This window comes from Actinoallomurus bryophytorum, assembly GCF_006716425.1.
GTDB lineage: Bacteria > Actinomycetota > Actinomycetes > Streptosporangiales > Streptosporangiaceae > Actinoallomurus > Actinoallomurus bryophytorum.
The window spans coordinates 1,168,466-1,189,683 of the sequence record NZ_VFOZ01000001.1; the positions used below are offsets into that span (position 1 = coordinate 1,168,466).

Below are 21,218 nucleotides of genomic sequence, written 5' to 3' on the forward strand. Positions count from 1 at the left end.
CCGTTGGTTGCGTGGCGCCATGGGGCCGGGCCACTATGGTCACCCTTGGCTTAGGTAAGCCTTACCTACCTCACCATGCGGGGGACTCGTGCGGCTCTACATCGTGGCCGGCAAGCAGACCGACTCGGTGACGCACGGGTTCCTCCCGGCGGCCGCCGCGCTCGGTCTCGACGTCACCCTGCTCACCGACCGCGCGTGGCCGGTGGAGACCGTGCGCTGTGACGTCACGGACTTCCGCTCGATCATCGCCGCCGTCGCGCGCGACGCGGACACGCCCGCGGCGATCTTCTCCAACAGCGACCATCTCCAGGCGCCGGCCGCACTGGCCGCCGACTATTTCGGGCTCCCGTGCAAGGACTGGCGAGCCGCACTGCGCACCAAGAACAAGGCCCTCATGCGCCGGACGCTCCGCGGGGTGTACGCGGCCGAGCTGCTGCCCGGCGACAAGCCGCCCGAGGGCGCGCCGTACCCCCTCGTCGTCAAGCCGCGCGAGGGCGTGGCCAGCGAGGACGTCTTCCTGGTCGGCGACGCGACCGAGCTCGCCGCCCGCTGCCGGGAGATCTGGGCCCGGCGCCACGAGGCGCTCGTCGCCGAGGAGTACCTCCCCGGCCGGCTGCACACCCTGGAGACCCTGAACGGCCAGGTCATCGGGGGATTCCGTACGACGGTCTCGGCTCCGCCCCACTTCGTCGAGGAACGCCTCGACTGGACCCTGCCGCCCTGCGCGGAGGAGGTGCTGGCCGGGCTGCGGACGCTGGGCGTCGGCTTCGGCGCGTGTCACACGGAGTACGTCGTCCACGAGGGCCGCGCCCGGATCGTGGAGGTCAACTACCGGATCATCGGCGACCACTGCGACTTCCTGCTCGCCGACCTGCTGGGGGTGCCGATCTTCGAATGGGTGCTGCGCGCGCACCTCGGCGAGCCGGTTCCGCCGGTCCCGTCCGCCCCCGGCCACGCCACGGTCGACTCGGTGATCGCCGAGCGGTCCGGCACACTCGCCGCGGCTCCCCCGCGGCAGGAGTACGAGACCGGCGGTGTGCGGCTCGCCTACTGGCCGGTCCGTACGGCCGGTGACACGATCGAGCTGACCCGTACCAACCGCGACTACGTCGGCATGATCCGGGCTGTCGGCTCCGACGCCGCGGGCGTCGAGGCGGCGATCCGCGGATTCCGCGCCGGGCACACCTGGGAGATCATCCCTTGACCGGTGACGCCGCGACGGTGCGGGCCGGCCGCGAGACCTACCTCGCCGCGCGGGTCCTCGACGCATTGGTCCGCGAGGACTACGGCGGCCTGTCGGGCCGTGTCTCGGGTGAGGTCCTGGCGCTGCCCGGGGGGCGCGTCGTCCGGCTGACCCGCGAGCCGTCCGGGGCGGGGCGGTATCCGGGGTTCCTGGCCGACCTGGTCGTGGACGACGTGCTCACCCTGGATGAGGTGCTCGCCGCGGTGCGGGCGCTGGCCGACCCCCGCGACGACGTCACCGCCTTCGAGCGCGAGTGCCGTGAGGCGCTCCGCAGTCTGCGGCTGTACGACGCGGTGACGCCACGGCCGCACGGCATCGCCCGCTACGAGGCGCTCGCCGCGACCGTCGACCATCCGGTCTATCCCACCGCGCGCTGCCGCCTCGGAGTGGACGAACGCGATCTGCTCGCGTACGCGCCCGAGTTCGGCCCGTCCTTCCGGCTGTGCTGGACCACGGTGCCCCACTCCACGTGCCGGGGCGACCGGCCTGCCTGGTGGCCCACGGCGGCCGACCTCGGGATGCCCGGAGACCTCGACGTGTTCCCGGTGCATCCGCTGGCCGCGCGGCTGATGCCCACGGTGACCGGCCCCGCCGTCACCGTCCGGCCCACCCTGTCCATGCGCACGGTGGTGGTCGGCACCGATGAGCAGCTCAAACTGCCGCTGCCGACGAGCACCCTGGGCCTGCGGAACCGCCGGGTGATCATGCCGGCCACGCTCGCCGACGGCGCCCTCGTCGAGCGCGTGCTCCGCGCCGTACTCGCGCGGGAGGGATCTCCCGTGCTCCTGGCCGACGAGCAGACCTGGGGGCACGCCGACGACCCGCTCCGCGGCTACCTGCTGCGCCGGATGCCGGCCGAGGGAGTGCCGGTGGCGGCGCTGCTGGCCCGCACCGAGAAGGGCGGACACGTCATCGAGGAGCTCACCGACGACGTGCCCTCCTTCTTCGGGAGCTATCTCGGCGCGCTGTTCGACTGGAACGTCATGCTCCTGACGAAGTACGGCATCGCGCTCGAGGCCCACCAGCAGAACGTCTCGGTCGTGCCCGGCGAACCCCTGCGGCTGATGATCAAGGACAACGACGGGGCCCTGCTCGACCTGCGCCGCCTGCGCGAGACGCTGCGATGGGCGCCGGAGCCCGCGGAGTTCGGTGACCGGCGGCTGCTGACCTCCGACCCCGAGGCGCTGGCCCGGGTGTTCACCACGATCACCGTGCACCTGTGCGCGGGGGCGATCGCCTTCGGGCTCGCCGAACGGGGCCTGCTCCCCCTCGCCACGGGCCTCGGCCTGATCCGCGATCATCTCGGCGCGGCGCTCGACGCTCACGACGGCTCGGGCTTCCTCCGCGCCCGGACCCTCGAGGCCGACCGGCTGCCCGGCAAGGCCATGGTCACCGCGGGGACGCTCGTCGGCAAGGACCGTACCCGCGCCGAGGACATCAACAAGCACTACGGTCCGCCGGGACCGAACTACCTGAAGAGGTCTGCGCATTGACGTCGCTCGCCCACGCCGCACCGTCGCGGCCCGCCCTCGCCCCTGCGGAGACACGGCCACGAGCCGACGCGGGTGAGATCACCGCGCTGGCGTTGCTCAACTGCGCGGTGCGGGAGCTGTGCGCGCCGGGCCGGCAGGTCTGGCCGGCCCTGCCCTATCTCGTCGTGCGCCTCCCCCGCGCCGGCGTGATGTTGCGGGCCCGGCTGCTCCGCTCGCCGCTGATGACCCCAAGGCTCGCGACGCCCGTCGAGGAGCTGCGCGACGGCTGGAGCCCGCTGGGCTGGCAGCGGCTCGCCGAGCTGGTCGCCGGCGAGCTGGAGCTGACGACCGGCAGGGCCAACCCCGAGTTCGCGGACCAGGTCGCGGCCAGCCACGACGCGATCGCGACCATGATCGGTGAGGGGCGGCGGCCGGCCGGTGATCCGTTCCTGGACTCCGAGCAGGCGCTCCTCGCCGGGCACCGGTTCCATCCTTCGCCCAAGGCGCGGCAGGGAGCGGACTGGCCGCGCTACGCCCCCGAGACCGGCAGCCGGTTCCCGCTGCACTGGCTCGCGGTCCGCGAGGACGCCATCGCCGAGGAGGGCGACGTCTCCCTGCTGGACCGGCTCGGCCCGCCGGTCCGTGCGGGCTACCGAGTGCTGCCCGCCCACCCCTGGCAGCTCGCGCTGCTGAGGCCGGAGTCCGAGGCGATCATCGACCTCGGGCCGTACGGCCCGGAGGCCGTGCCGACCGCCTCGGTGCGTACGGTGTACGTCCCCGACGCGTTCCTGAAGTTCAGCCTCGACGTGCGCATCACCAACTGCGTGCGCAAGAACGCCTGGTACGAGCTGCCCGGCGCGGTCGCGCTGACCAGGATCCTGCGGCCGGTCTTCGAGGGCCTCTCGGCCGGGCTGCTCGGCGAGCCCGGCTACCGGACGGTCACCCTGACGGACCCGCGGCTGCACGAGGGACTCGGGGTCATCGTGCGCGACGGCGTCGGCGGCTTCGCGGGCACGCCCCTGCTCGCCGCCGCCGTCGCCGACCCGTACGCCCGCAGCGGCGCGGCCGTCGCCCGGCTGCTCGGCGGTGCGTCCCCAGAACACCTGCTGGCCTGGTGGGACGCCTACGTCCGGCACGTCGCCCCGCCGGTGCTGCGCGCGTACCTCGAACACGGTGTCGTCCTCGAGCCCCACCTGCAGAACGTCCTGATCTGCCTCGACGACGACGGCATGCCGATCCAGGCGATCTTCCGTGACCTGGAGGGGACCAAGCTGCTGCACCGGCCGTGGGCCTCGTTCCTGGCCGGGCTGCCCGGACCCGTGGCCGGCGCCATGACGTACGACGCCGAACGCGGCTGGGACCGCGTGGTGTACTGCCTGTTCGTCAACCACCTGGCCGAGGTCGCCGCCGCGATCGCCGACCTGTGCCCGCCGCTGGAGCGCGAGCTGTGGCGCCTGGCCCGCCACCACGTCGCACGCTGCGCCGGGGAGACGCCTGCCGTACCGGGCGGAGCGGCCCGCCTGCGCGCCCTGCTCGCCGGGGTCCCGCTGCCGGCAAAGGCCAACCTGCGCACCCGCTGGGCCCGCGATCCCGACCGCGAGGCGGCCTACGTCTCCGTGCCGAACCCCCTCGCCGACCTCGGCGCGGTCCCCGGTTCTCGTCCGGGGGTGGCCTGATGCCGCTGCCCGGGGCCGTACGGGAATGCGCGCTGTCCGTCGCGCCGCCCGCGTACGTCTACGACCTGGCCGGCCTGCGCGCGCACGCCGCCTCGATACGCGCGGCGGTCCCGGCGGAGTTCTTCTACGCGGCCAAGGCCAACCCCGACGCGCGGCTCCTCACGGCGCTCAAGCCGTACGTCGACGGGATCGAGGTGTCCTCCGGCGGCGAGCTCGCGCACGTTCGCGAGGTCCTGCCGGACGCGCGCGTGGCCTTCGGCGGGCCGGGCAAGACCGCGGAGGAGCTGGACGCCGCGTTTCCGCTCGCGGGCCGCCGCCTCCACCGGATCCACGTCGAGTCGCCGGGCGAGCTGCGCCGCCTCGCCGCGCTCCGCCGCGAGGCGGACGTTCTCCTGCGCGTGAACCTCCCGCTCGCCGCGGCCGGGGCGTCACTGCGGATGAGCGGCCCGTTCGGGATGGACGCCGAGGCGCTGGGGACCTGCCTCGACCTGCTGGCGCGCGCGCCGTGGCTCCGGCTGCGCGGCGTGCACGCCCATCTCGCGTCCGGCCTCGACGCGGTGCCGCTGCTCGACGTGGCGGCCCAGGTGCTCGCGTGGGGGCGTTCATGGCTGGACGGCGTAGACGGCCCGGCGGAGTTCAACGTGGGCGGCGGTATGGCGGTCGACTACTGCGCGCCCGGCCGCCGCTTCGACTGGGCGGCGTACGGCACCGGGCTGGCGGCGCTGCGCAGGCCCGGCGAGGTCCTGCGGATCGAGCCGGGCCGCGCGGTCACGGCCTACTGCGGCTGGTACGTCACGGACGTACTGGACGTGAAGCGGACGCACGGAGCGTCCTACGCCGTTCTGCGCGGCGGCACCCACCATCTGCGCACCCCGGTGGCCAAGGGACACGACCAGCCGTTCACCGTGCTCCCGGTGGGCGACGGGGCGGCGGTGGACGGACCGGTCACGGTCGTGGGGCAGCTGTGCACGCCCAAGGACGTGCTCGCGCGGAACGCCGCCGTCGAGCGCATCGCGGTCGGCGACATCGTGGCGTTCGCGCTGGCAGGGGCCTACGCCTGGAACATCTCACATCACGACTTCCTGATGCACCCGAAACCGGGCGTCCACTACGTCGGCTGAGAGACAGGACCGCCGAGGCGTATCGTCCGGCCGGTGGGCCGGGGCGTCCTCGTCGACCACACCGGTTACCGGACGCGCACCGTGAGGGCCGCCGGCCACGGCCCTCTCCGGTGCGCGGGATCAGCGCGCGAGCGTGTCACCCGCGGCGGCGGTTGTTGATCAGTTTCTGGGCGATGGAGGACTCCTCGCCCTCACGGGGGATGAGCATCCAGGCGGCGGCGTAGGCGGCCACCGCGGTGCCGCCGGTGAGGCAGGTCACGGTGGCCGCGGCGATCCTGGTGACATTGGGGTCGACGCCGAGGCGGTTGGACACGCTGGAGCAGACACCGCCGAACATCTTGTCGTCATCGTCGCGGCGGATCGAGAAGGTGGAGGTGTTTTCGCTCATGTCTCGATACTGCCGGGGGGACCTCTGCGGCGTTATCGGGATCTGCCCTGATACGACCCTGAGCCGCCCCTGGGGGCCGCATCCGACTCGAGAGGGCGCACCTCAGGGTCGCCGGTCGGCCGCCCGGCCGGATCGGCGCCGCGCGGTCATGCGGCGGAAGAGAGGCGCGACGGCCGTGGTGACCACCGGGTGCCCCGGCGGCGCCGCTCAGCCCTGCGGGACGCGGTCGAGCAGCTCGGCCAGGCCGGTCTCGTCCAGGAGGTCGGCGGGGCGCACGGTCACGTCCGCGGCCACATAGTGGAACGCGGCGCTGACCTTGGCGACGTCGACGCCGGTGAGCCGCGCCCAGGCGAGGCGGTAGGCGGCGAGCTGCACGGACACCACACGCGCCTCGTCGCCGGACGGCGGGCGTCCGGTCTTCCAGTCGACCACCTCGTAGCCCCCGTCACCGGTGCGGAAGACCGCGTCCATCCGGCCGCGGATGAGCCGGTCACCGATCAGCGTCTCGAACGGCACCTCGATGTCGTGCGGCTCCCGGTCGGCCCAGGCGCTCGCCTCGAACGCCGCCTGCAGCGCCTCGAGCTGCCCGTCCGCCGCGGCGCCGTCGTCGGACGCGCCGGGCAGGTCGTCCAGGTCGAGCAGCCGCTGCTGGCCCCAGCGTGACTCCAGCCAGCGGTGGAAGGCGGTGCCCCGCCGTGCGTACGGCGCGGGAGGGCGGGGTAGCGGGCGGCGGATCTGGCGGGCGAGCGTGGCGGGATCGCGGGCCAGCGACACGAGGGAGGACACCGACAGGTGGCCCGGCAGGTCGACGGCGAGACCGTCCGTGCCGCGGGACCGGTCGCGCTCGGCGAGGAGCAGCTCGACGTCGCGGGCCCAGGCCGAGACGCGGCCGCGTTCGGCGGCCGGGACCGCGGAGTAGGCCGCGGCGCCGCGGCGGGGGCGGCCGTGCATGGCGTCCTCGACCATGCGGGCGCCCTCGGCGATCGCGGCGTACCGCTCGTCCTCCTCCGCTCCCCCCTCTCCCGGCCATGGTCCCGGGGCGACCGGCCACGTGGCGGTCTGCTGCCGGGCCAGGAGGGGGTTCTCCTCGCCGATCGGCTCCTCGGCCCAGTAGCCGACCTGGCCCGCGCCGGCCTCGCACGCCTCCCGGATCTCGGCCAGGAACGGCGACGGGCCCAGCGGCCTGCTCGACGTGCCCCACCGATAGCCGGTGGCGATGAGCAGGTGCTTGGCACGCGTCACGGCGACGTACGCGAGACGGCGCTCCTCGCGTACGTCACGCTCGGACGTCGCGGCGTTGAACGTCTCGATGTCGTCCTTCTGCAGGCCCGGCAGCCCCGGCAGGTCGGCGCGGTCGCCGCGCAGGGGGTACGGGAGGGTGCGGGCGTTCGTGGTCCACCGCGAGGAGCTCTGCGGCCGTGCCGGGAAGACCGAGCCCGGGCCGGGCGTGCCCTCCTTGGTCGGGTTGAAGACCAGCCCGGGGATGGCGACGACCTCCCATTCGAGGCCCTTCGCGGCGTGCACGGTCAGGATCTTCACACTGTTGGTCTCGCCGACGCGCCCGGCCTCCAGGCCGAACTCCTCGGACTCCGCGGCCCTGAGGTAGGCGAGGAAGGCTCCCAGCGTCGGGTCCTCGGCGTCGCCGGCGAAGGAGGCCGCGGCGTCGACGAACGCGTCCAGGTCGGCGCGGGCCGTCACCGGGTCCAGGCCCGTACGCGAGGCGACCTCGATGTCCAGTCCGAGCGTGCGCTCGACCTCGGTGACCAGGTCGGGCAGGGCCAGGCCGACGTGCCTGCGGAGGGTCCGCAGCTCGTCGCGCAACCGTTCCAGCCGCGCGAACCCCTCCTCGCTGTAGGCGTCGCCCTCCCCCAGGTCGTCCAGGGCGTCGACGAGGCTGCCGTTCTCGTCGTTCAGCTCCTCGACCACCTGCCGGAGCGGGTCGGCGGCCGTGCGTTCCGGCGGCGTGCCGGCGTCGGGATGGACGTCGCGCGCGGCCTCGCGTGCCAGCTCGCGGGCCCGGCGGCCGAGCGCCACCAGGTCGCGGGGGCCCAGCCGCCAGCGCGGGCCGGTGAGCAGCCGGGCCAGCGACGCCCCCGCCGTCGGGTCGTGCACCACGCGGAGCGTCGCGACGACGTCCTGCACCTCCGGGACGGTCAGCAGGCCACCGAGGCCGACGACCTCGACCGGGATGCCGCGCGCCTCCAGCGCCGCCCTGATGAGCGGGAACTGTGACCGCTTGCGGGCCAGCACCGCGATGTCGGAGGGCTGTACGCCCGCTCCGTGCCGGCCGGTGCGGTCCCAGGCCACGCCGTCCGGCGCGATCTCGCCCGGCTGCCGCAGCAGCGTGACGAGGCGTTCGGCCAGGCGCTCGGCCTCGTCCTCGATCGTCTCCAGCATCGCGCACTCGATGCGGCCACGCGCCTGCTGGTCCGCGCCCGGCCACAGGCGCGGCACGTCCTTGGCCTCCTCGCGCAGCTCTCCCTGGATACGGGCGGCCGCATCGAGGATCCGCTCGCCGTTGCGGAAGCTCGTGGACAGCTGGCGCATCGGCGCGACCCGGTCGCCCTCGGGAAAGTCGCGCACGAACCCCAGCAGGTTGCCGGCACTGGCGCCGCGCCAGCCGTAGATCGACTGGCACGGGTCGCCGACCGCGGTGACCGGATGCCCGCCGCCGAACAGCGACTTGAGCAGCACGAGCTGCGCGTGGCTCGTGTCCTGGTACTCGTCGAGCAGCACCACGCCGTACCGCGAACGCTCGATCACGCCCACCTCGCGGTGCTCCGCGGCGATCCTGGCGGCGAGCGCGAGCTGGTCGCCGTGGTCGAGCACCTCACGCTTGGCCTTGGCCCGCTGGTAGGCGTCCACCAGGGGCAGGAGCTGCTCGCGTACGGCACGTGCGGCCAGCACGGTCCCCTGGTGCTTCTTGGTCGGCTTCTTGACCTCGGCGAAGCGCTCGTCGAGCCACAGGCCGATCCGGCGTACGTCGTCGGGGGTGCGCAGGTGCTCCGAGAGCTCGCCGGCCAGCGCGATCACGGCCTTGGTGACGGTGTCGGGGGCCCACTCGACGTCGTCCATGGGCCCGTCGTAGGCGTCCACCACCCGCGCCGCGATCTGCCAGGCCACCGCGGGCGTGATCAACCGCATGGTCGGTTCGAGCGCGGCCCGCAGCGCGTGGTCGCCGAACAGCCGCGCGGCGTACGCGTGGTACGTCGAGACGGTCGGCTCGCCGTCGAGGATCTCCGGGTCGATGAGGTCGTCGTGCTCGCGCAGCTGCCCGAGGCGCCGGCGTACGCGGTCCGAGAGCTCGGCCGCGGCCTTGCGGGTGAACGTGAGGCCCAGCACCCGCTCGGGGCGGATCAGGCCGTTCGCCACCAGCCAGACGACGCGTGCCGCCATCGTCTCGCTCTTGCCGGACCCCGCCCCCGCGATCACGGCCATGGGCGCGAGCGGCGCCTGGATGACCGCCGCCTGGTCCGGCGTCGGCTCAGGAACCCCGAGCCGCTGCGCCAGCTCCTGCGGGCTGATCACGTGAGCGAGCGTAGCGAGGGAACCGATGAACACAGCACCGTTGTCAACTCCCCGACGAAGGAGGTCACGTGACCTGTCCGCCGTTCTCGTGTGCGGGGCAGCAGCTCTGCACAGGGCACGTACGGCAGTGGTCGTCGCGCCGGGCCTCGAAGAACGGGCTGGCCATCCCCTCGGCCACCCGGTCGACGAGCTTGCGCGGCCACTGGGGGTCCTCGTCCGCGGACGGCGGAGGCTGGGTCTGGATGCGCACGCGTGCGCTGTATGCGCCCTTACCGACCTGGATCAGCTCCGCCCCCCCGGGCTCGATCAGGCCCTTGTCGGCGAACGCGCCGAGCATCACGGCGAGCTGGTAGACCCCGAGCTGCGGATGCCGGGCGAGATCCTCCTCGCGTACGGCGACGCTGGAGGTCTTGATGTCGACGATCCAGGCGCGCCCCTCGTCGTCACGCTCGGCGCGGTCGATCCGGCCGCGGATGACGACGCGGCCCAGGTCGATGTTGAACGCGTCCTCGACGGAGACGACCTCGCGCGCCTCGGGCCGGTTGTGCCACTCCATGAACTTGTCGACCATCTTCTCGGCCTGGCGGCGCTGCTTCGCGGAGTACCAGACGCTGCGAAAGTCCAGGTCGTCCCAGATCTCATCGAGCCGCTTGGCGATGTCCGCGTCGCTCGCCGCCTCGTCGCCGCCGACCAGCTCGGCGACCGCGTGGATCACCTTGCCCATGGTGGCGAACTCCCCCGCGCCGCCGTCCTCGGCGCCGACGCTCGCGGCCAGCAGCCAGCGCAGCCCGCACTTCTCGAACGTCTCGACCTGTGAGGGCGACAGGACGAGCCGCTCGTCCTCGGCGAAGGCCGGTCCCTCCTGCGACAGCCCCGTCAGGGCGTACCAGCTGTGCGGGTCGGCGCCCTGCACGCCGCTGCGGGCGAGCCGGGCGAGGTGCCCGGCCGCGGTGCGCCGCAGCGGTGGCGCGGTCTCCGGGTCGGTCACCACCGAACGCAGGTCGGCGACCAGGGCACGCAGCGACAGCCAGCGGGTGCGCTCGTCGAGCTGGAGGTGCTCGGCGGCGTCGGGCAGCAGCTCGCGGAGGAAACGCGAGGGACGCTCCTCGGCGTCCTCACCACCGACCGCGGTCACGATGAGCCGCCGCCGGGCACGGGTCGCCGCGACGTAGAACAGCCGGCGTTCTTCCTCCAGCAGCTTGGCCGCCATGGACGCCACCTGCGCGTCGCCGTCGTGAGCCGGCGCCGTCGTCGCCGACTCGATCAGCTCCTCGCTGCCCAGCAGCGACCCGCGCAGCCGCAGGTCCGGCCAGACGCCCTCCTGCACGCCCGAAACGATCACGACGTCCCACTCCAGGCCCTTGGAGCGGTGCGCGGTGAGGATGCGGACGGCGGCGCCGTCCGGCGACTGCTCGGCGAGGCTGTCGCCGGGGATCTCCTGCGAGGCCAGGTCGTCCAGGAACAGCCGGGGACCGGCCTGCGGCAGCCGGTCGGTGAACCGCGCCGCCATGTCGAACATCGCGACCACGGCGTCGAGGTCGCGGTCGGCCGCCGCGCCGCGCGCACCACCCCGGATGCTCTGCTCCAGGAGCCGGCCGGCGAGCCCGCTCTCCTGCCACACCGTCCACAGCACGGCCTCGGCGTCGCCGCCCCGCTCGGTGACCTCACGCGCGAGGCCGACGAGCCGCGCGACCCGCTCGGCCGGCGCGCGGACCTTCGGGTGGATCAGCACCAGCTCGCGCGGGTCGTTCAGCGCGCGTACGAGCAGCCGGTCGGCAGGCTCGTCCTCCCGCAGGGAGTTGAGGTCGCGGAGCGCACGCCGGAGCCGCCGCAGGCCGAGGGCGTCGGCGCCGCCGATCGGCCCTAGGACCAGCTCCTCGGCCGCCTCCTCGTCGAGCAGCTCGGGCCGCAGCGCGCCGCGCAGCAACACGATGAACGGTCGCGCGCCCGGCTCGTTGACCAGGGGAACCTCGTCGCCGGCCACGACGACGGGTACGCCCGCCGCGGCCAGCGCGCGGCGGAGCGTCGGCACCTGGCGCACCGCCGAGCGGACCAGGACGGCCATCCGCGACCAGGGGACGTGCTCCAGCAGGTGGGCACGGCGCAGCTCGTCGGCGACGAGCGCCGCCTCCTGGCTGGCGCTGTCGGCCACGACCACGCGTACGGCCTGGGTGTCCTCGTCGTCGCCGGTGGCCGGGGCCAGGTCGCGATGCTCGCTCGTCAGGCCGCCGATCGGCAGGCGCTCGGCCACCCGCCGCGAGGCGTCCAGGATCGGCGGCGTCATCCGGCGGCAGGTGCGGAGCGAGACGACCGGTGCCTCCTCGCCGGTGAGCGTGCGGAACCGGCTCGGGAACTCCAGGATCCCGGTGACGTCGGCGCCGCGGAAGCCGTAGATCGACTGGTCCGGGTCGCCGACCACGATGAGGTCGGCGCCGCCGCCGGCCAGCTGCCGCAGGAGGTGCTCCTGCGCCGGGTCGGTGTCCTGGTACTCGTCGACGAGGATCACGTCGTACGCCGCGCGCTCGCGCCGTCGCACGTCCTCCAGGGTCAGCAGCCCGGCCGCCGCGCGGATCAGCTCGGCGTAGTCGTAGGCCATGACCGGGTCGAGGTCGAAGCGCTCGTCGTAGCGGTGCAGGAATCGGCCCGCGGCGTACCAGTCGTCGCGGCCGTTCGCCCGCCCCAGGTTGATCAGGTCCGAGGGGCCGAACCCGCGCTCGCCGGCGCGGAGGATGAAGTCGCGCAGCTCCTCGGCGAACCCCCGCGTCTTGAGGGTCTCGTGCAGGCGCTGGGGCCACGCGGAGGCGCCGTCGGCGACCTCACCCTGCAGCAGCCGTCGGACCTCCAGCAGGTGTTCGGGCCCGGACAGCAGCCTCGGCGGCGCCTCTCCCGCCAGCGCCGCCTCGCGGTTGAGCAGGGCGTACGCGTAGGAATGGAAGGTGAGCGCCAGCGGCGTGCGTGTGGTGCGGCGCAACCGGCCCGTGATGCGCTCGCGCAGCTCGCCGGCGGCCTTGCGGCCGAAGGTCAGGACGAGGATCCGCTCCGGGTCGACACCACGCGTCTCGATGCGGTCCACGACGGTCTCGACGATCGTCGTGGTCTTGCCGGTGCCAGGCCCGGCCAGGACCAGCAGCGGCCCGCCCGCGTGCGCGACGACCCGCCGCTGGTGCTCGTCGAGCACGGGCGGTGTCGCCTGCGCCGGTCCGGCGCGTCGCACGAGTCGATAGGACGCTGCTGACACAACACACGATTCCAGCAGATCATCGGGGCTGCGCTGGCCAAGACGCACGCATGTCACGAATGTTGCGATTGATTCGTGGCCGATTCGGCTCATGATCGCCCAGGTACGCGGTCTTCTTGCGAGGACGGCCGAGAGGTGATTTAGTTTTCAACTAACTACCGCTATGAGGTGAACCATGATCGATCTCGATGCGATCGAGGCGGAGCGGACCCGGCTGCGGCAGGTCCATCTTCGCGAGGACCGGCCGGCCAGCTCGGCGCGCGGGCTGCACCACATGGCACTGCTGTCCTCCGACGTGGAGCGGACCATCCGCTTCTACCAGGACCTGCTCGAGTTCCCGCTGACCGAGATCTTCGAGAACCGCGACTACGAGGGCTCGAACCACTTCTTCTTCGATATCGGCAACGGCAACCTGCTGGCGTTCTTCGACTTCCCCGGCCTGGACCTCGGGCCGTACGCGGAGGTGCTGGGCGGCCTGCACCATGTCGCGATCTCGGTCGACCGCGACACCTGGGAGCGCCTGCGGGGCAAGCTGGAGGAGGCCGGCGTGGAGTACCAGACGGAGAGCGGCTCCTCGATCTACCTGCGCGACCCCGACGGCGCCCGGCTGGAGCTGCTCGCCGACTCGCTCGGCGAGATGTACGGCAGCAAGGTCAGCTGAGCGGTCCGCCGTCCCAGCGGGCCAGGCGGATGTCGACGCGATCGCCGCGCAGCGGGGTGCCTTCGGCCTCGTAGTGGGGCCGGGCACCGTTCACGTGGCTCATCGGCAGGGAGCCGTCGGAGCGGATCACCCGCCACCACGGCACTCCCCCGCCCCACAGCGCCATCACGCGGCCGACCTGCCGGGGGCCTCCCTCGCCGAGGTACTCGGCGATGTCGCCATAGGCCATGACGCGTCCAGGCGGGATCCGCTCGACCACGTCCAGCACCCGCTCGGCGAACTCCGTCGGGTCACCCGCCATACCCGCCGTACCCCGTGTACCCGTCATACCCTGCTCCCTCTTCGGCGTCCTCGCGGCGGGCCCGTATCCGCCGTACGAGCAGCACGGTGCTCATCACCGCTCCGGCGAGGCCGAACAGCGCCGCGACACCGACCCAGCCGCCGAGGATGACCAGTCCCGGGGGATGGCGCTCGACCTGGACCGGCTTGATCGGCCCTTCGTCGAAGCGACCGGTCCTGCCGTCCGTGACCTCTTTGTACCGGCTGAGCCGGCCCGCCTCGGTCAGCGCGGCGGCGGCGTCCACCTCACCGAAGCCGACCTTTTCGTTCCAGCCGCTCTTCGGGCGATGGGTGGCACTCGCGCTGATCGCCTGGGCCACGAGCGCGGGCGCCAGGTCGTGGTACTTCGCCCGGATCAGCGCCGCCACGCCCGACACGATCGCACCGGCCTGGCTGGTGCCGTCACCGTCCCAGTAGGTGTCGGAGGGGCCGGCCCCGACCACGCCGGACCCCGGTGCCGCGACGAGCACGCTGGAGTTGCGGTCCGAGAACTTGGCCGGCTCGCCGCCGCGCTTCAGCGCCGCCACGCCGATCACCCCGGGGATCGCCGCCGGATAGGACAGCCGGACGAGGCCGTTCTTGTCGACCTTCTTGGAGCTCTTGGAGTCGCCCTCGTTGCCCGCCGAGGCGACGACGACAACCCCCTTCGAGATCGCGTACGCGACCGCGGCCCGGTCACCCGTCGAGACACCAGGGCCGCCGAGCGACATGTTGATCACGTCGGCGCCGTGGTCGGCGGCGTAGCGGATCGCCTTGTGCAGAGCGTCCCGGTACTCGAACCGCTGCCGGAAGGCGTGGTAGCCGGGCTCCTCCGGATCGGCGATCGTCCGTACGGCCAGGACGTGGGCCTCGGGGGCGATCCCGATGATTCCCGCGTTCGCACCGTGCCCGTGGCCGGCGACCAGCGAGGACATCCACGTGCCGTGGAGGCGGCCCGCGTGCGGCGCGACGCTGTGGATGTAGTCCGGTCCGGTGGTGACCGACCCGGACAGGTCGAGGTGCGAGCCGTCGACACCGGTGTCCAGCACGGCCACGGTGACGCCCTTGCCCCGGGTGACGTGCCAGGCCCGCTCGGCGGAGACGGCGTCGAGCACCCACTGCTCACGTGAACGGACCTCGTCCGCGTGTGCCGGCGAGGGACGCAGGGCCAGCGTCGGACCGGACACCACCGCCAGCGCCAGGAGCAGCGCGGCGGACCGCCTCAGCACTTCCACTGCCGTTTCTCCGAGCAGTCGGGCAGGGCGCGCAGGGCCAGCGCGTCCGCGATGTTGCCCCCGATCTCGGGTGCGAGGAGGAACGCGCTGGTGTGCTTCTTGCGTACCGCCGCGCCCGGACGACCGTCGGTCTGCCCGGCCACGGTGAGCACGACGTACGGCCCGGCCTGACCGGCGGCGGCGTACTGACGGGCGGCGTCGGTGAAACGGGAGGTGATCGTCCGCGGGAAGGGCAGCGCGTGGAGGGTCGCCCCGGGGACGGTCGGGTCGGCGGGCGTCAGCGCGTTCTTGGCCGCGCGCGCGGCCCGGTCATCGGTCACGGCGGCCACCCCGACCGTGAGGACGATGCCCTGGAGCTGGTCGACGTAGGTGGCGCGCAGCAGGGCGCGGCAGCCGCTGCGTCGCAGAACTCCCGCCGACACGGGATCGATGCCGTCCGCGCATCCGATGCCGGAGGCGATCCCGACGCGCCGGGCCTGTTCGATACCGCCCTGCTCGGAGGTGTACGGCACGGAGGTGGGGAAGATCCGCTCGGCCGGCCAGGTGCGCCATCGGTCGCGCACCTCGTCGGTGGCCGCACGGTAGAGCTCACCCGCGGTGGGTTTTCGGTGGAACTCCCAGTAGACCCGGCCGGTGGCGAGCGCTCCGACGGCCACATAGCCGACCGCGGTGAAGACCGCGATGACGAGCCACAGCGCGCGCCGCTCGTGCCAGCGCTTGGGGTCGGGAGGCGGCTCCGGCAACTCCGAGTGAGGGCCTCGCCACGACCCGGTTGAGGCCGGGCCAGGGGCGGGCCAGCCCGGCCCGGAGCTTTGCGCCATATTCGTCTAGGTTACTTGGCCGACCGGCGGACCTACGCGGAACCACGCCCTCCCGAAGCCGCGTCCTGCGCCGCGGCCCGGCCCGCCGTCGCGGTCCGTGGCGATGCGGTCCTCCGCGCGGGAACGCGCTCACGGAACGGCTTTTCACACGAAACGGCCGGGCCGGGACGTGGAACAGGTCCACGTCCCGGCCCGGCCCGGCCCGAAAGATCAGTACGACGGCAGGGACGGGTCGATCTGGTTGACCCAGGCCAGCACGCCGCCGCCGAGGTGGACGGCGTCGGAGAAGCCGGCGTCCTTGACGATCGCCAGGGCCTCCGCGCTGCGGGCGCCGGACTTGCAGTGCAGCACGACCTTCTTGTCCTGCGGGAGCCGCTCCAGGGCCGCGCCCGACAGGAACTCACCCTTGGGGATGAGCGTGGCGCCCGGGATGCTGACGATCTCGTACTCGTTCGGCTCGCGGACGTCGACCAGGAAGATGTCGTCGCCCTCCAGCATCTTCTTGAGCTCCTGGGCCGAGATCGTGGAGTCCTTGGCCGCGTCGGCCGCCTCCTCCGAGATCGCGCCGCAGAACGCCTCGTAGTCCTCGACCAGCTCGGTGATGGTCGGGTTCTTGCCGCACAGCGGGCACTCGGGGTCCTTGCGGACCTTGACGCTGCGGTACGTCATCTCCAGGGCGTCGTAGATCATCAGGCGTCCGACGAGGGGCTCACCGATGCCCGCGAGCAGCTTGATCGCCTCGTTGACCTGGATGGAGCCGATGGAGGCGCACAGCACGCCCAGCACGCCGCCCTCGGCGCACGAGGGCACCATTCCCGGCGGTGGCGGCTCCGGGTAGAGGCAGCGGTAGCACGGCCCGTGCTCGGCCCAGAAGACCGACGCCTGGCCGTCGAAGCGGTAGATCGAGCCCCAGACGTACGGCTTGCCGAGCAGCACCGCGGCGTCGTTGACCATGTAGCGGGTGGCGAAGTTGTCGGTGCCGTCCACGATCAGGTCGTAGCCGGCGAAGATGTCCATGACGTTGTCGTTGGACAGGGCCTCGTTGTGGACGATCACCTTGACGAGCGGGTTGATCTCCCTGATGGAGGCCGCCGCCGACTCGGCCTTCGGGCGGCCCACGTCGGACTGGCCGTGGATGATCTGGCGCTGAAGGTTGGACTCGTCCACGATGTCGAAGTCGATGACGCCCAGCGTGCCCACGCCGGCCGCGGCGAGATACATCAGCGCGGGTGATCCCAGACCGCCGGCGCCCACGCACAGCACTTTGGCGTTCTTCAGACGCTTCTGCCCCGCCATCCCGACATCCGGGATGATCAGGTGGCGCGAATAGCGTCGTACCTCATCGACGGTGAGCCCGTCCGCGGGCTCGACCAGGGGTGGCAACGACACGGTCTCTCCTGTGCGTCGGGTTCTTCCGGGCGGACACTCTTTTCCCCATCAGTGTCCTATCCAGGCGACAACTCTCCCATACGGTCTGTCATTCCCATCGTTCCGTGCTGGCAGGTGTCGCCAGAGCCTCAGGCTCCGATCGGCATAGATCGCTAAATAGCGGGCACATCGCAGCAGTACGCCCTCAGCGAGGAGATGCAAACGATGAGTCTCATAGACAAGGTCAAGAACAAGCTGCAGATGGCCAAGGGCCACAGCAAAGAGCAGGCCGGCCGGGTGGCCGACGACCCCGATCTCGAGGCACGGGGCCGCGGCGACCGCATGTCCGGTGGCGCCAAGCAGGCCGGCGAGCACCTGAAGGACATGGGCAAGGACATCAAGAAGAGCTTCAAGAAGTAAGAGCGCACGCGTGGCTGGGCACCGCCGAGCGGCGGTCAGCCCGCGGCGGAGGTCGTGTCTTCGGGCATCGCGATGTCTTCGAGCATCGCGCGGAATTCCCGGGCCACGACCTCCGGGCGTTCCATCTGCGCGACGTGTCCCACGTCGGGCAGCACGACGACGCGCGCGTGCTTGAACACCCGGCCCGCGCGCGCCGCCATCCGCGGGTCGACGAGCCGGTCGTGCCGGCCGTAGATCAGCAGTGTCGGCGCGGTCACGCGCGCGGCGTAGCGCCACAGTGAGCGCCGAACGTACGCGTTGACGATGGCGCGCGACGAGGCGATGAGCGCCTCCGGAGTGTGCGAGAGCCCGTCACGCCGCCGTACGTCCTCCACGAGCTCCATCAGCCGGTCCGGGTGCACGCACGTCGGATCGGCGAAGCACATGTCGAGCGTTCCCTGCACGCGCTGCTCGGCGGACAGCAGGGTGAACCTGCGTACCGCCCACGGGCCGAAGCCCGGCATGGTCGCGGCCAGGATGCGCGCCGGGCCGTACCTCGGCCGCAGGTCCGGCAGGGCCGGCGAGACGAGTGTGAGGGTGCGGACCAGGTCGGGCCTGGTGCCCGCCAGGCGCGTGGCGATCGCGCCGCCGAGCGAGTTGCCGAACAGGTGTACGGGGCCGCGGGCACGCTTTTCGATCAGACGGACGACCGCCTGGGTGTGCGCGTCGATCGAGTAGTCACGGCGGGGCGGCGGGGGTGAGTAGCCGAAGCCCGGAAGGTCGAGTGCGTCGCACGCGAACTCATCGGAGATCAGGCCCATCAGGTCGGTCCAGTTGGAGGCGGAGCCCGCGAGTCCGTGCACGAAAACGGCCTGCTCGGCGTCGGGATCGCGCGCGGTCGCCGTCCGCGTGAAGACCTCCAGATCACCGAGCGAGATGAGTTCGCCAGGCCAGGCCGGAATCGGAGCGCTCATATCGAGAGAAACAATACGCGCGTCGAATCTGTGCCCTCGCCCGCCTTGACCCGATCTTGGACATAGTCAGGGCCACCCACCACGAAGTGGGTGACCCTGGCTCTGACCTGCAAATACATGTCTTACTGGGGCTGACTGCCGTTACTGGGCCGTCTCGCGCGGACGACGGTTTTCGGGACGGCGGTTCGGCCGGTCGTCACGGCGCGGACCGCCGCCGTGACCTTCGTGCCGCTGCCCGCCCTGGCGGGCCTCACCGTCGCGGTGCTCGCCGTAGCGTCCGCTGGAGCCTGCGCGGCCCTCACGGCGCTCGCCGTAGCGCCCGCCGCCCGGACGCCGGTCGCGGCCTGCGCCGCCCGGCCGGTGGCCACGGGGCCGCGGACGCGGCTCCGGCTCCACCTCGACCGGGATGCCGCTCGGCGCCTGCGCGCCGGTGATGCGGATCAGCGTGTCGTCGCCGACCGCGACCCGCGACCGCTGGGCGTTGACGCCCGCCCGCCGCATCATGCGCTCGGCGTTGCGGACCTCGTTGTGCGCGACCAGCGTGGCGACCGTGCCCCGCTCACCGGCGCGCGCGGTGCGGCCGGCGCGGTGCAGGTAGTCCTTGTGGTCGGCGGCCGGGTCGACGTGCACCACGAGGGTGACGTCGTCCACGTGGATGCCGCGCGCGGCCACGTCGGTGGCGATCAGCACCCCGACCTTGCCCTCACGGAACTCCGCGAGAGTGCGCGTACGCGCCGCCTGGGTCTTGCCGCCGTGCAGGGCGCCGACGCGTACGCCGACGCGTGCCAGCCGCTTTGCCAGGGAGTCCACGCCGTGCTTGGTGCGCACGAACATGATCGTGCGGCCTTCGCGGCCCGCGACCTCGGCGATGACGTCGTGCTTCTGCGCGCGGTCGACGATGAAGATGTGGTGGTCCATGGTCTCGACCGGCGAGGCGGCCGGGGAGACCGAGTGGGTCACCGGGTTGTGGAGGTAGCGGCGGACCAGCTTGTCGACGTCGCCGTCGAGCGTGGCCGAGAACAGCATCCGCTGACCGTCATTGGGAATCATGTCGAGCAGTGCGGACACGGCCGGCATGAAGCCGAGGTCGCACATGTGGTCGGCCTCGTCCAGGACGGTGATCCGCACGTCCTGGAGCGAGCAGGCGCCGCGCTCGATGAGGTCGGTGAGCCGTCCAGGCGTGGCGACCAGCAGGTCGACGCCGCGGCGCAGCGCCTGGATCTGCTTGGTCATCGACATGCCGCCGACGACGGTCTTGGCGTGCAGACCGAGAGTGCGGCCGAGCGGGGCCAGGGCGTCCTGGACCTGCATGGCGAGCTCACGGGTGGGAACCAGGATCAGCGCGGTCGGCCGCTTCGGCGCGGCCGGGGCACCGGCGATCCTGGTGAGAAGAGGAAGCCCGAAGGCGAGTGTCTTGCCCGAGCCGGTCTGTCCACGGCCGAGCACGTCGCGCCCGGTGAGGAGGTCCGGCAGGCAGGCCGCCTGGATCGGAAACGGCGAGCTGATGCCGCGACGCTCCAGTGCGGAGACCAGCACCTCCGGCAAGCCGAGCTCGGCGAAGGAGGGCAAGGTCGATGAAGCTGATGTCAAGAAAGAACCTCTCAGAAAGGGCCCGCCTCGAGAGGTATCCGCAACTATCCGGGGGATCGCGGACTCGTAGCCGGCCATCGGCGCGGAATGCGCCTGAACACGAAACACAAAGCCTACAGGGCGTCACAACCGACCCGGGGGGCGGATCTATTCCCTGTGCCGTAGATCTCGCTCGGATGAGGCCCCCGGCTAGGCCGACTTGCGGCCGCTGCCCGTGCCGGACTTCTCCTTGGACTTGGCGGCGCTCGTCTTGGCCCGCGAGCCCTTGCCGCCGCTCTTGGTCTCGGACTTGCCGTCCGTCTTGGTGTCGGACTTGGCCGGCGTCTTGGCGCGGGACCGGCTCTTCGCCTTGCCGTCAGCCCCGCCGGAGCGCCCCTTCTTGGCGGCCTCGACACTGGCGCGCAACGCGCTGAGCAGGTCGGACGCGGCAGGGGCCTCCTCGGACGGCTCCTGCGCGACGATCTCCTTGCCCTCGACCTTCGCGTCGATGATCTCCTGGATCGCCTCGCGGTAGGCGTCGGTGTAATCGGACGGGTCGAAGTCGCCCTCCATCGAGTCGATCAACGAGGAGGCCATCTGGAGCTCCTGGGGACGAAGGTCGACGTCCTCTTCCAGGAACTTGAACTCCGTCTCGCGTACCTCGTCCGGCCACATCATCGTCTCGAGCACGAAGACCCCGTCGCGTACGCGGAGCGTGGCGAGTGACTCGCGCTGCCGCAGCGCGACCTTGACGATCGCGACCTTGCCGGAGCTCTCCAGCGCGTCGCGCAGCAGGACGTACGGCTTGGCGCCCTGCGCCTCCGGCTCCAGGTAGTAGGACTTGTTGAAGTAGATGGGGTCGACCTGCTCCATCGGCGCGAACATCAGCACGTCGATGCGGCGGCTGGTGGACAGCGGCACGTTGGCGAAGTCCTCGTCGGTCAGGACGACCATCTCGCCGCTCGGGAGTTCGTAGCCCTTGGCGATGTCGGAGTAGGGCACCTCCTCGCCGTCCTTCGTACAGACCCGCTTGAACTTGATCCGGCCGCCGTCCTCGCGATGGACCTGGTGAAACGCCACGTCACGCTGTTCGGTGGCTGAGTACAGCTTCACCGGGATGGTGACGAGGCCGAAGGAGATCGCGCCCTTCCAGATGCTGCGCATGAGGTCTCCCTACCCGCTCACGCTGCCGATCTAGTGCCGAGAA

Annotated in this window: 16 protein-coding genes; 6 read left to right on the forward strand and 10 right to left on the reverse strand. The window is 72.2% G+C overall.

Going from position 1 to position 21,218, the window contains the following annotated elements:
* The first annotated feature begins 88 nt into the window (after positions 1–88).
* The 4 genes from FB559_RS05535 to FB559_RS05550 are packed head-to-tail and all read left to right on the forward strand — an operon-like array spanning position 89 to position 5,512.
* The gene (locus tag FB559_RS05535; RefSeq protein ID WP_141953965.1) at positions 89–1,204 is read left to right on the forward strand and encodes an ATP-grasp domain-containing protein; all 1,116 of its coding nucleotides are present in this window, start codon (positions 89–91) and stop codon (positions 1,202–1,204) included.
* Positions 1,201–2,736 carry an IucA/IucC family protein gene (locus tag FB559_RS05540; protein WP_246121369.1) on the forward strand — a complete coding sequence of 512 codons (1,536 nt, stop codon included), beginning with the start codon at positions 1,201–1,203 and terminating at the stop codon, positions 2,734–2,736. Before FB559_RS05535 ends, FB559_RS05540 begins: the two co-directional genes overlap by 4 nt.
* A complete protein-coding gene (locus FB559_RS05545; RefSeq protein WP_141953967.1) occupies positions 2,733–4,391 on the forward strand; it encodes an IucA/IucC family protein in 1,659 nt (552 codons plus the stop codon). The genes FB559_RS05540 and FB559_RS05545 overlap by 4 nt, the downstream gene beginning before the upstream one ends.
* Positions 4,391–5,512, forward strand: coding sequence for a type III PLP-dependent enzyme domain-containing protein (locus FB559_RS05550; RefSeq protein WP_141953970.1), 1,122 nt, complete (start codon positions 4,391–4,393; stop codon positions 5,510–5,512). The genes FB559_RS05545 and FB559_RS05550 overlap by 1 nt, the downstream gene beginning before the upstream one ends.
* Positions 5,513–5,648: 136 nt before the next feature.
* Here FB559_RS05550 and FB559_RS05555 read toward each other — a convergent pair whose 3' ends face one another.
* From FB559_RS05555 to FB559_RS05565, 3 genes are all read right to left on the reverse strand, one after another.
* Positions 5,649–5,900 carry a PspC domain-containing protein gene (locus tag FB559_RS05555; RefSeq protein ID WP_141953972.1) on the reverse strand — a complete coding sequence of 84 codons (252 nt, stop codon included), beginning with the start codon at positions 5,898–5,900 and terminating at the stop codon, positions 5,649–5,651.
* A gap of 207 nt (positions 5,901–6,107) precedes the next feature.
* A complete protein-coding gene (locus FB559_RS05560; protein WP_141953974.1) occupies positions 6,108–9,428 on the reverse strand; it encodes an ATP-dependent helicase in 3,321 nt (1,106 codons plus the stop codon).
* 64 nt (positions 9,429–9,492) lie between these two features.
* Positions 9,493–12,642, reverse strand: coding sequence for an ATP-dependent helicase (locus FB559_RS05565; protein WP_246121370.1), 3,150 nt, complete (start codon positions 12,640–12,642; stop codon positions 9,493–9,495).
* Positions 12,643–12,841: 199 nt separating this feature from the next.
* On the opposite strand from FB559_RS05565, the gene FB559_RS05570 reads away from it, so the two are divergent.
* Complete coding sequence (locus FB559_RS05570) at positions 12,842–13,327, forward strand: VOC family protein (protein WP_141953978.1); 486 nt, start codon at positions 12,842–12,844, stop codon at positions 13,325–13,327.
* Here FB559_RS05570 and FB559_RS05575 read toward each other — a convergent pair.
* The 4 genes from FB559_RS05575 to moeZ all read right to left on the reverse strand — a co-directional run bounded on the left by FB559_RS05575 (position 13,320) and on the right by moeZ (position 17,090).
* Positions 13,320–13,655: an MGMT family protein gene (locus FB559_RS05575; protein WP_246121371.1), complete on the reverse strand. Its 336-nt coding sequence runs from the start codon at positions 13,653–13,655 to the stop codon at positions 13,320–13,322. The two genes, FB559_RS05570 and FB559_RS05575, sit on opposite strands and share 8 nt — an antisense overlap.
* Complete coding sequence (locus FB559_RS05580; protein ID WP_141953980.1) at positions 13,618–14,880, reverse strand: S8 family serine peptidase; 1,263 nt, start codon at positions 14,878–14,880, stop codon at positions 13,618–13,620. The genes FB559_RS05575 and FB559_RS05580 overlap by 38 nt, the downstream gene beginning before the upstream one ends.
* Positions 14,868–15,623, reverse strand: a complete 756-nt coding sequence (locus FB559_RS05585) for a hypothetical protein (protein WP_141953982.1) — start codon at positions 15,621–15,623, stop codon at positions 14,868–14,870. Before FB559_RS05585 ends, FB559_RS05580 begins: the two co-directional genes overlap by 13 nt.
* A 288-nt stretch (positions 15,624–15,911) precedes the next feature.
* Positions 15,912–17,090, reverse strand: coding sequence for an adenylyltransferase/sulfurtransferase MoeZ (gene moeZ, locus FB559_RS05590; protein ID WP_141953984.1), 1,179 nt, complete (start codon positions 17,088–17,090; stop codon positions 15,912–15,914).
* Between the two features lie 204 nt (positions 17,091–17,294).
* Here moeZ and FB559_RS05595 point away from each other — a divergent pair, with 204 nt between their 5' ends.
* The gene (locus FB559_RS05595; protein WP_141953986.1) at positions 17,295–17,489 is read left to right on the forward strand and encodes a CsbD family protein; all 195 of its coding nucleotides are present in this window, start codon (positions 17,295–17,297) and stop codon (positions 17,487–17,489) included.
* Between the two features lie 35 nt (positions 17,490–17,524).
* Here FB559_RS05595 and FB559_RS05600 read toward each other — a convergent pair whose 3' ends face one another.
* The 3 genes from FB559_RS05600 to ku form a co-directional block, all read right to left on the reverse strand.
* Positions 17,525–18,442 carry an alpha/beta fold hydrolase gene (locus tag FB559_RS05600; RefSeq protein ID WP_141953988.1) on the reverse strand — a complete coding sequence of 306 codons (918 nt, stop codon included), beginning with the start codon at positions 18,440–18,442 and terminating at the stop codon, positions 17,525–17,527.
* A 141-nt stretch (positions 18,443–18,583) separates the two neighbouring features.
* The gene (locus tag FB559_RS05605; RefSeq protein ID WP_246121372.1) at positions 18,584–20,032 is read right to left on the reverse strand and encodes a DEAD/DEAH box helicase; all 1,449 of its coding nucleotides are present in this window, start codon (positions 20,030–20,032) and stop codon (positions 18,584–18,586) included.
* Positions 20,033–20,221: 189 nt separating this feature from the next.
* Complete coding sequence (ku, locus tag FB559_RS05610) at positions 20,222–21,175, reverse strand: non-homologous end joining protein Ku (protein WP_141953992.1); 954 nt, start codon at positions 21,173–21,175, stop codon at positions 20,222–20,224.
* Between the last annotated feature and the right edge of the window lie 43 nt (positions 21,176–21,218).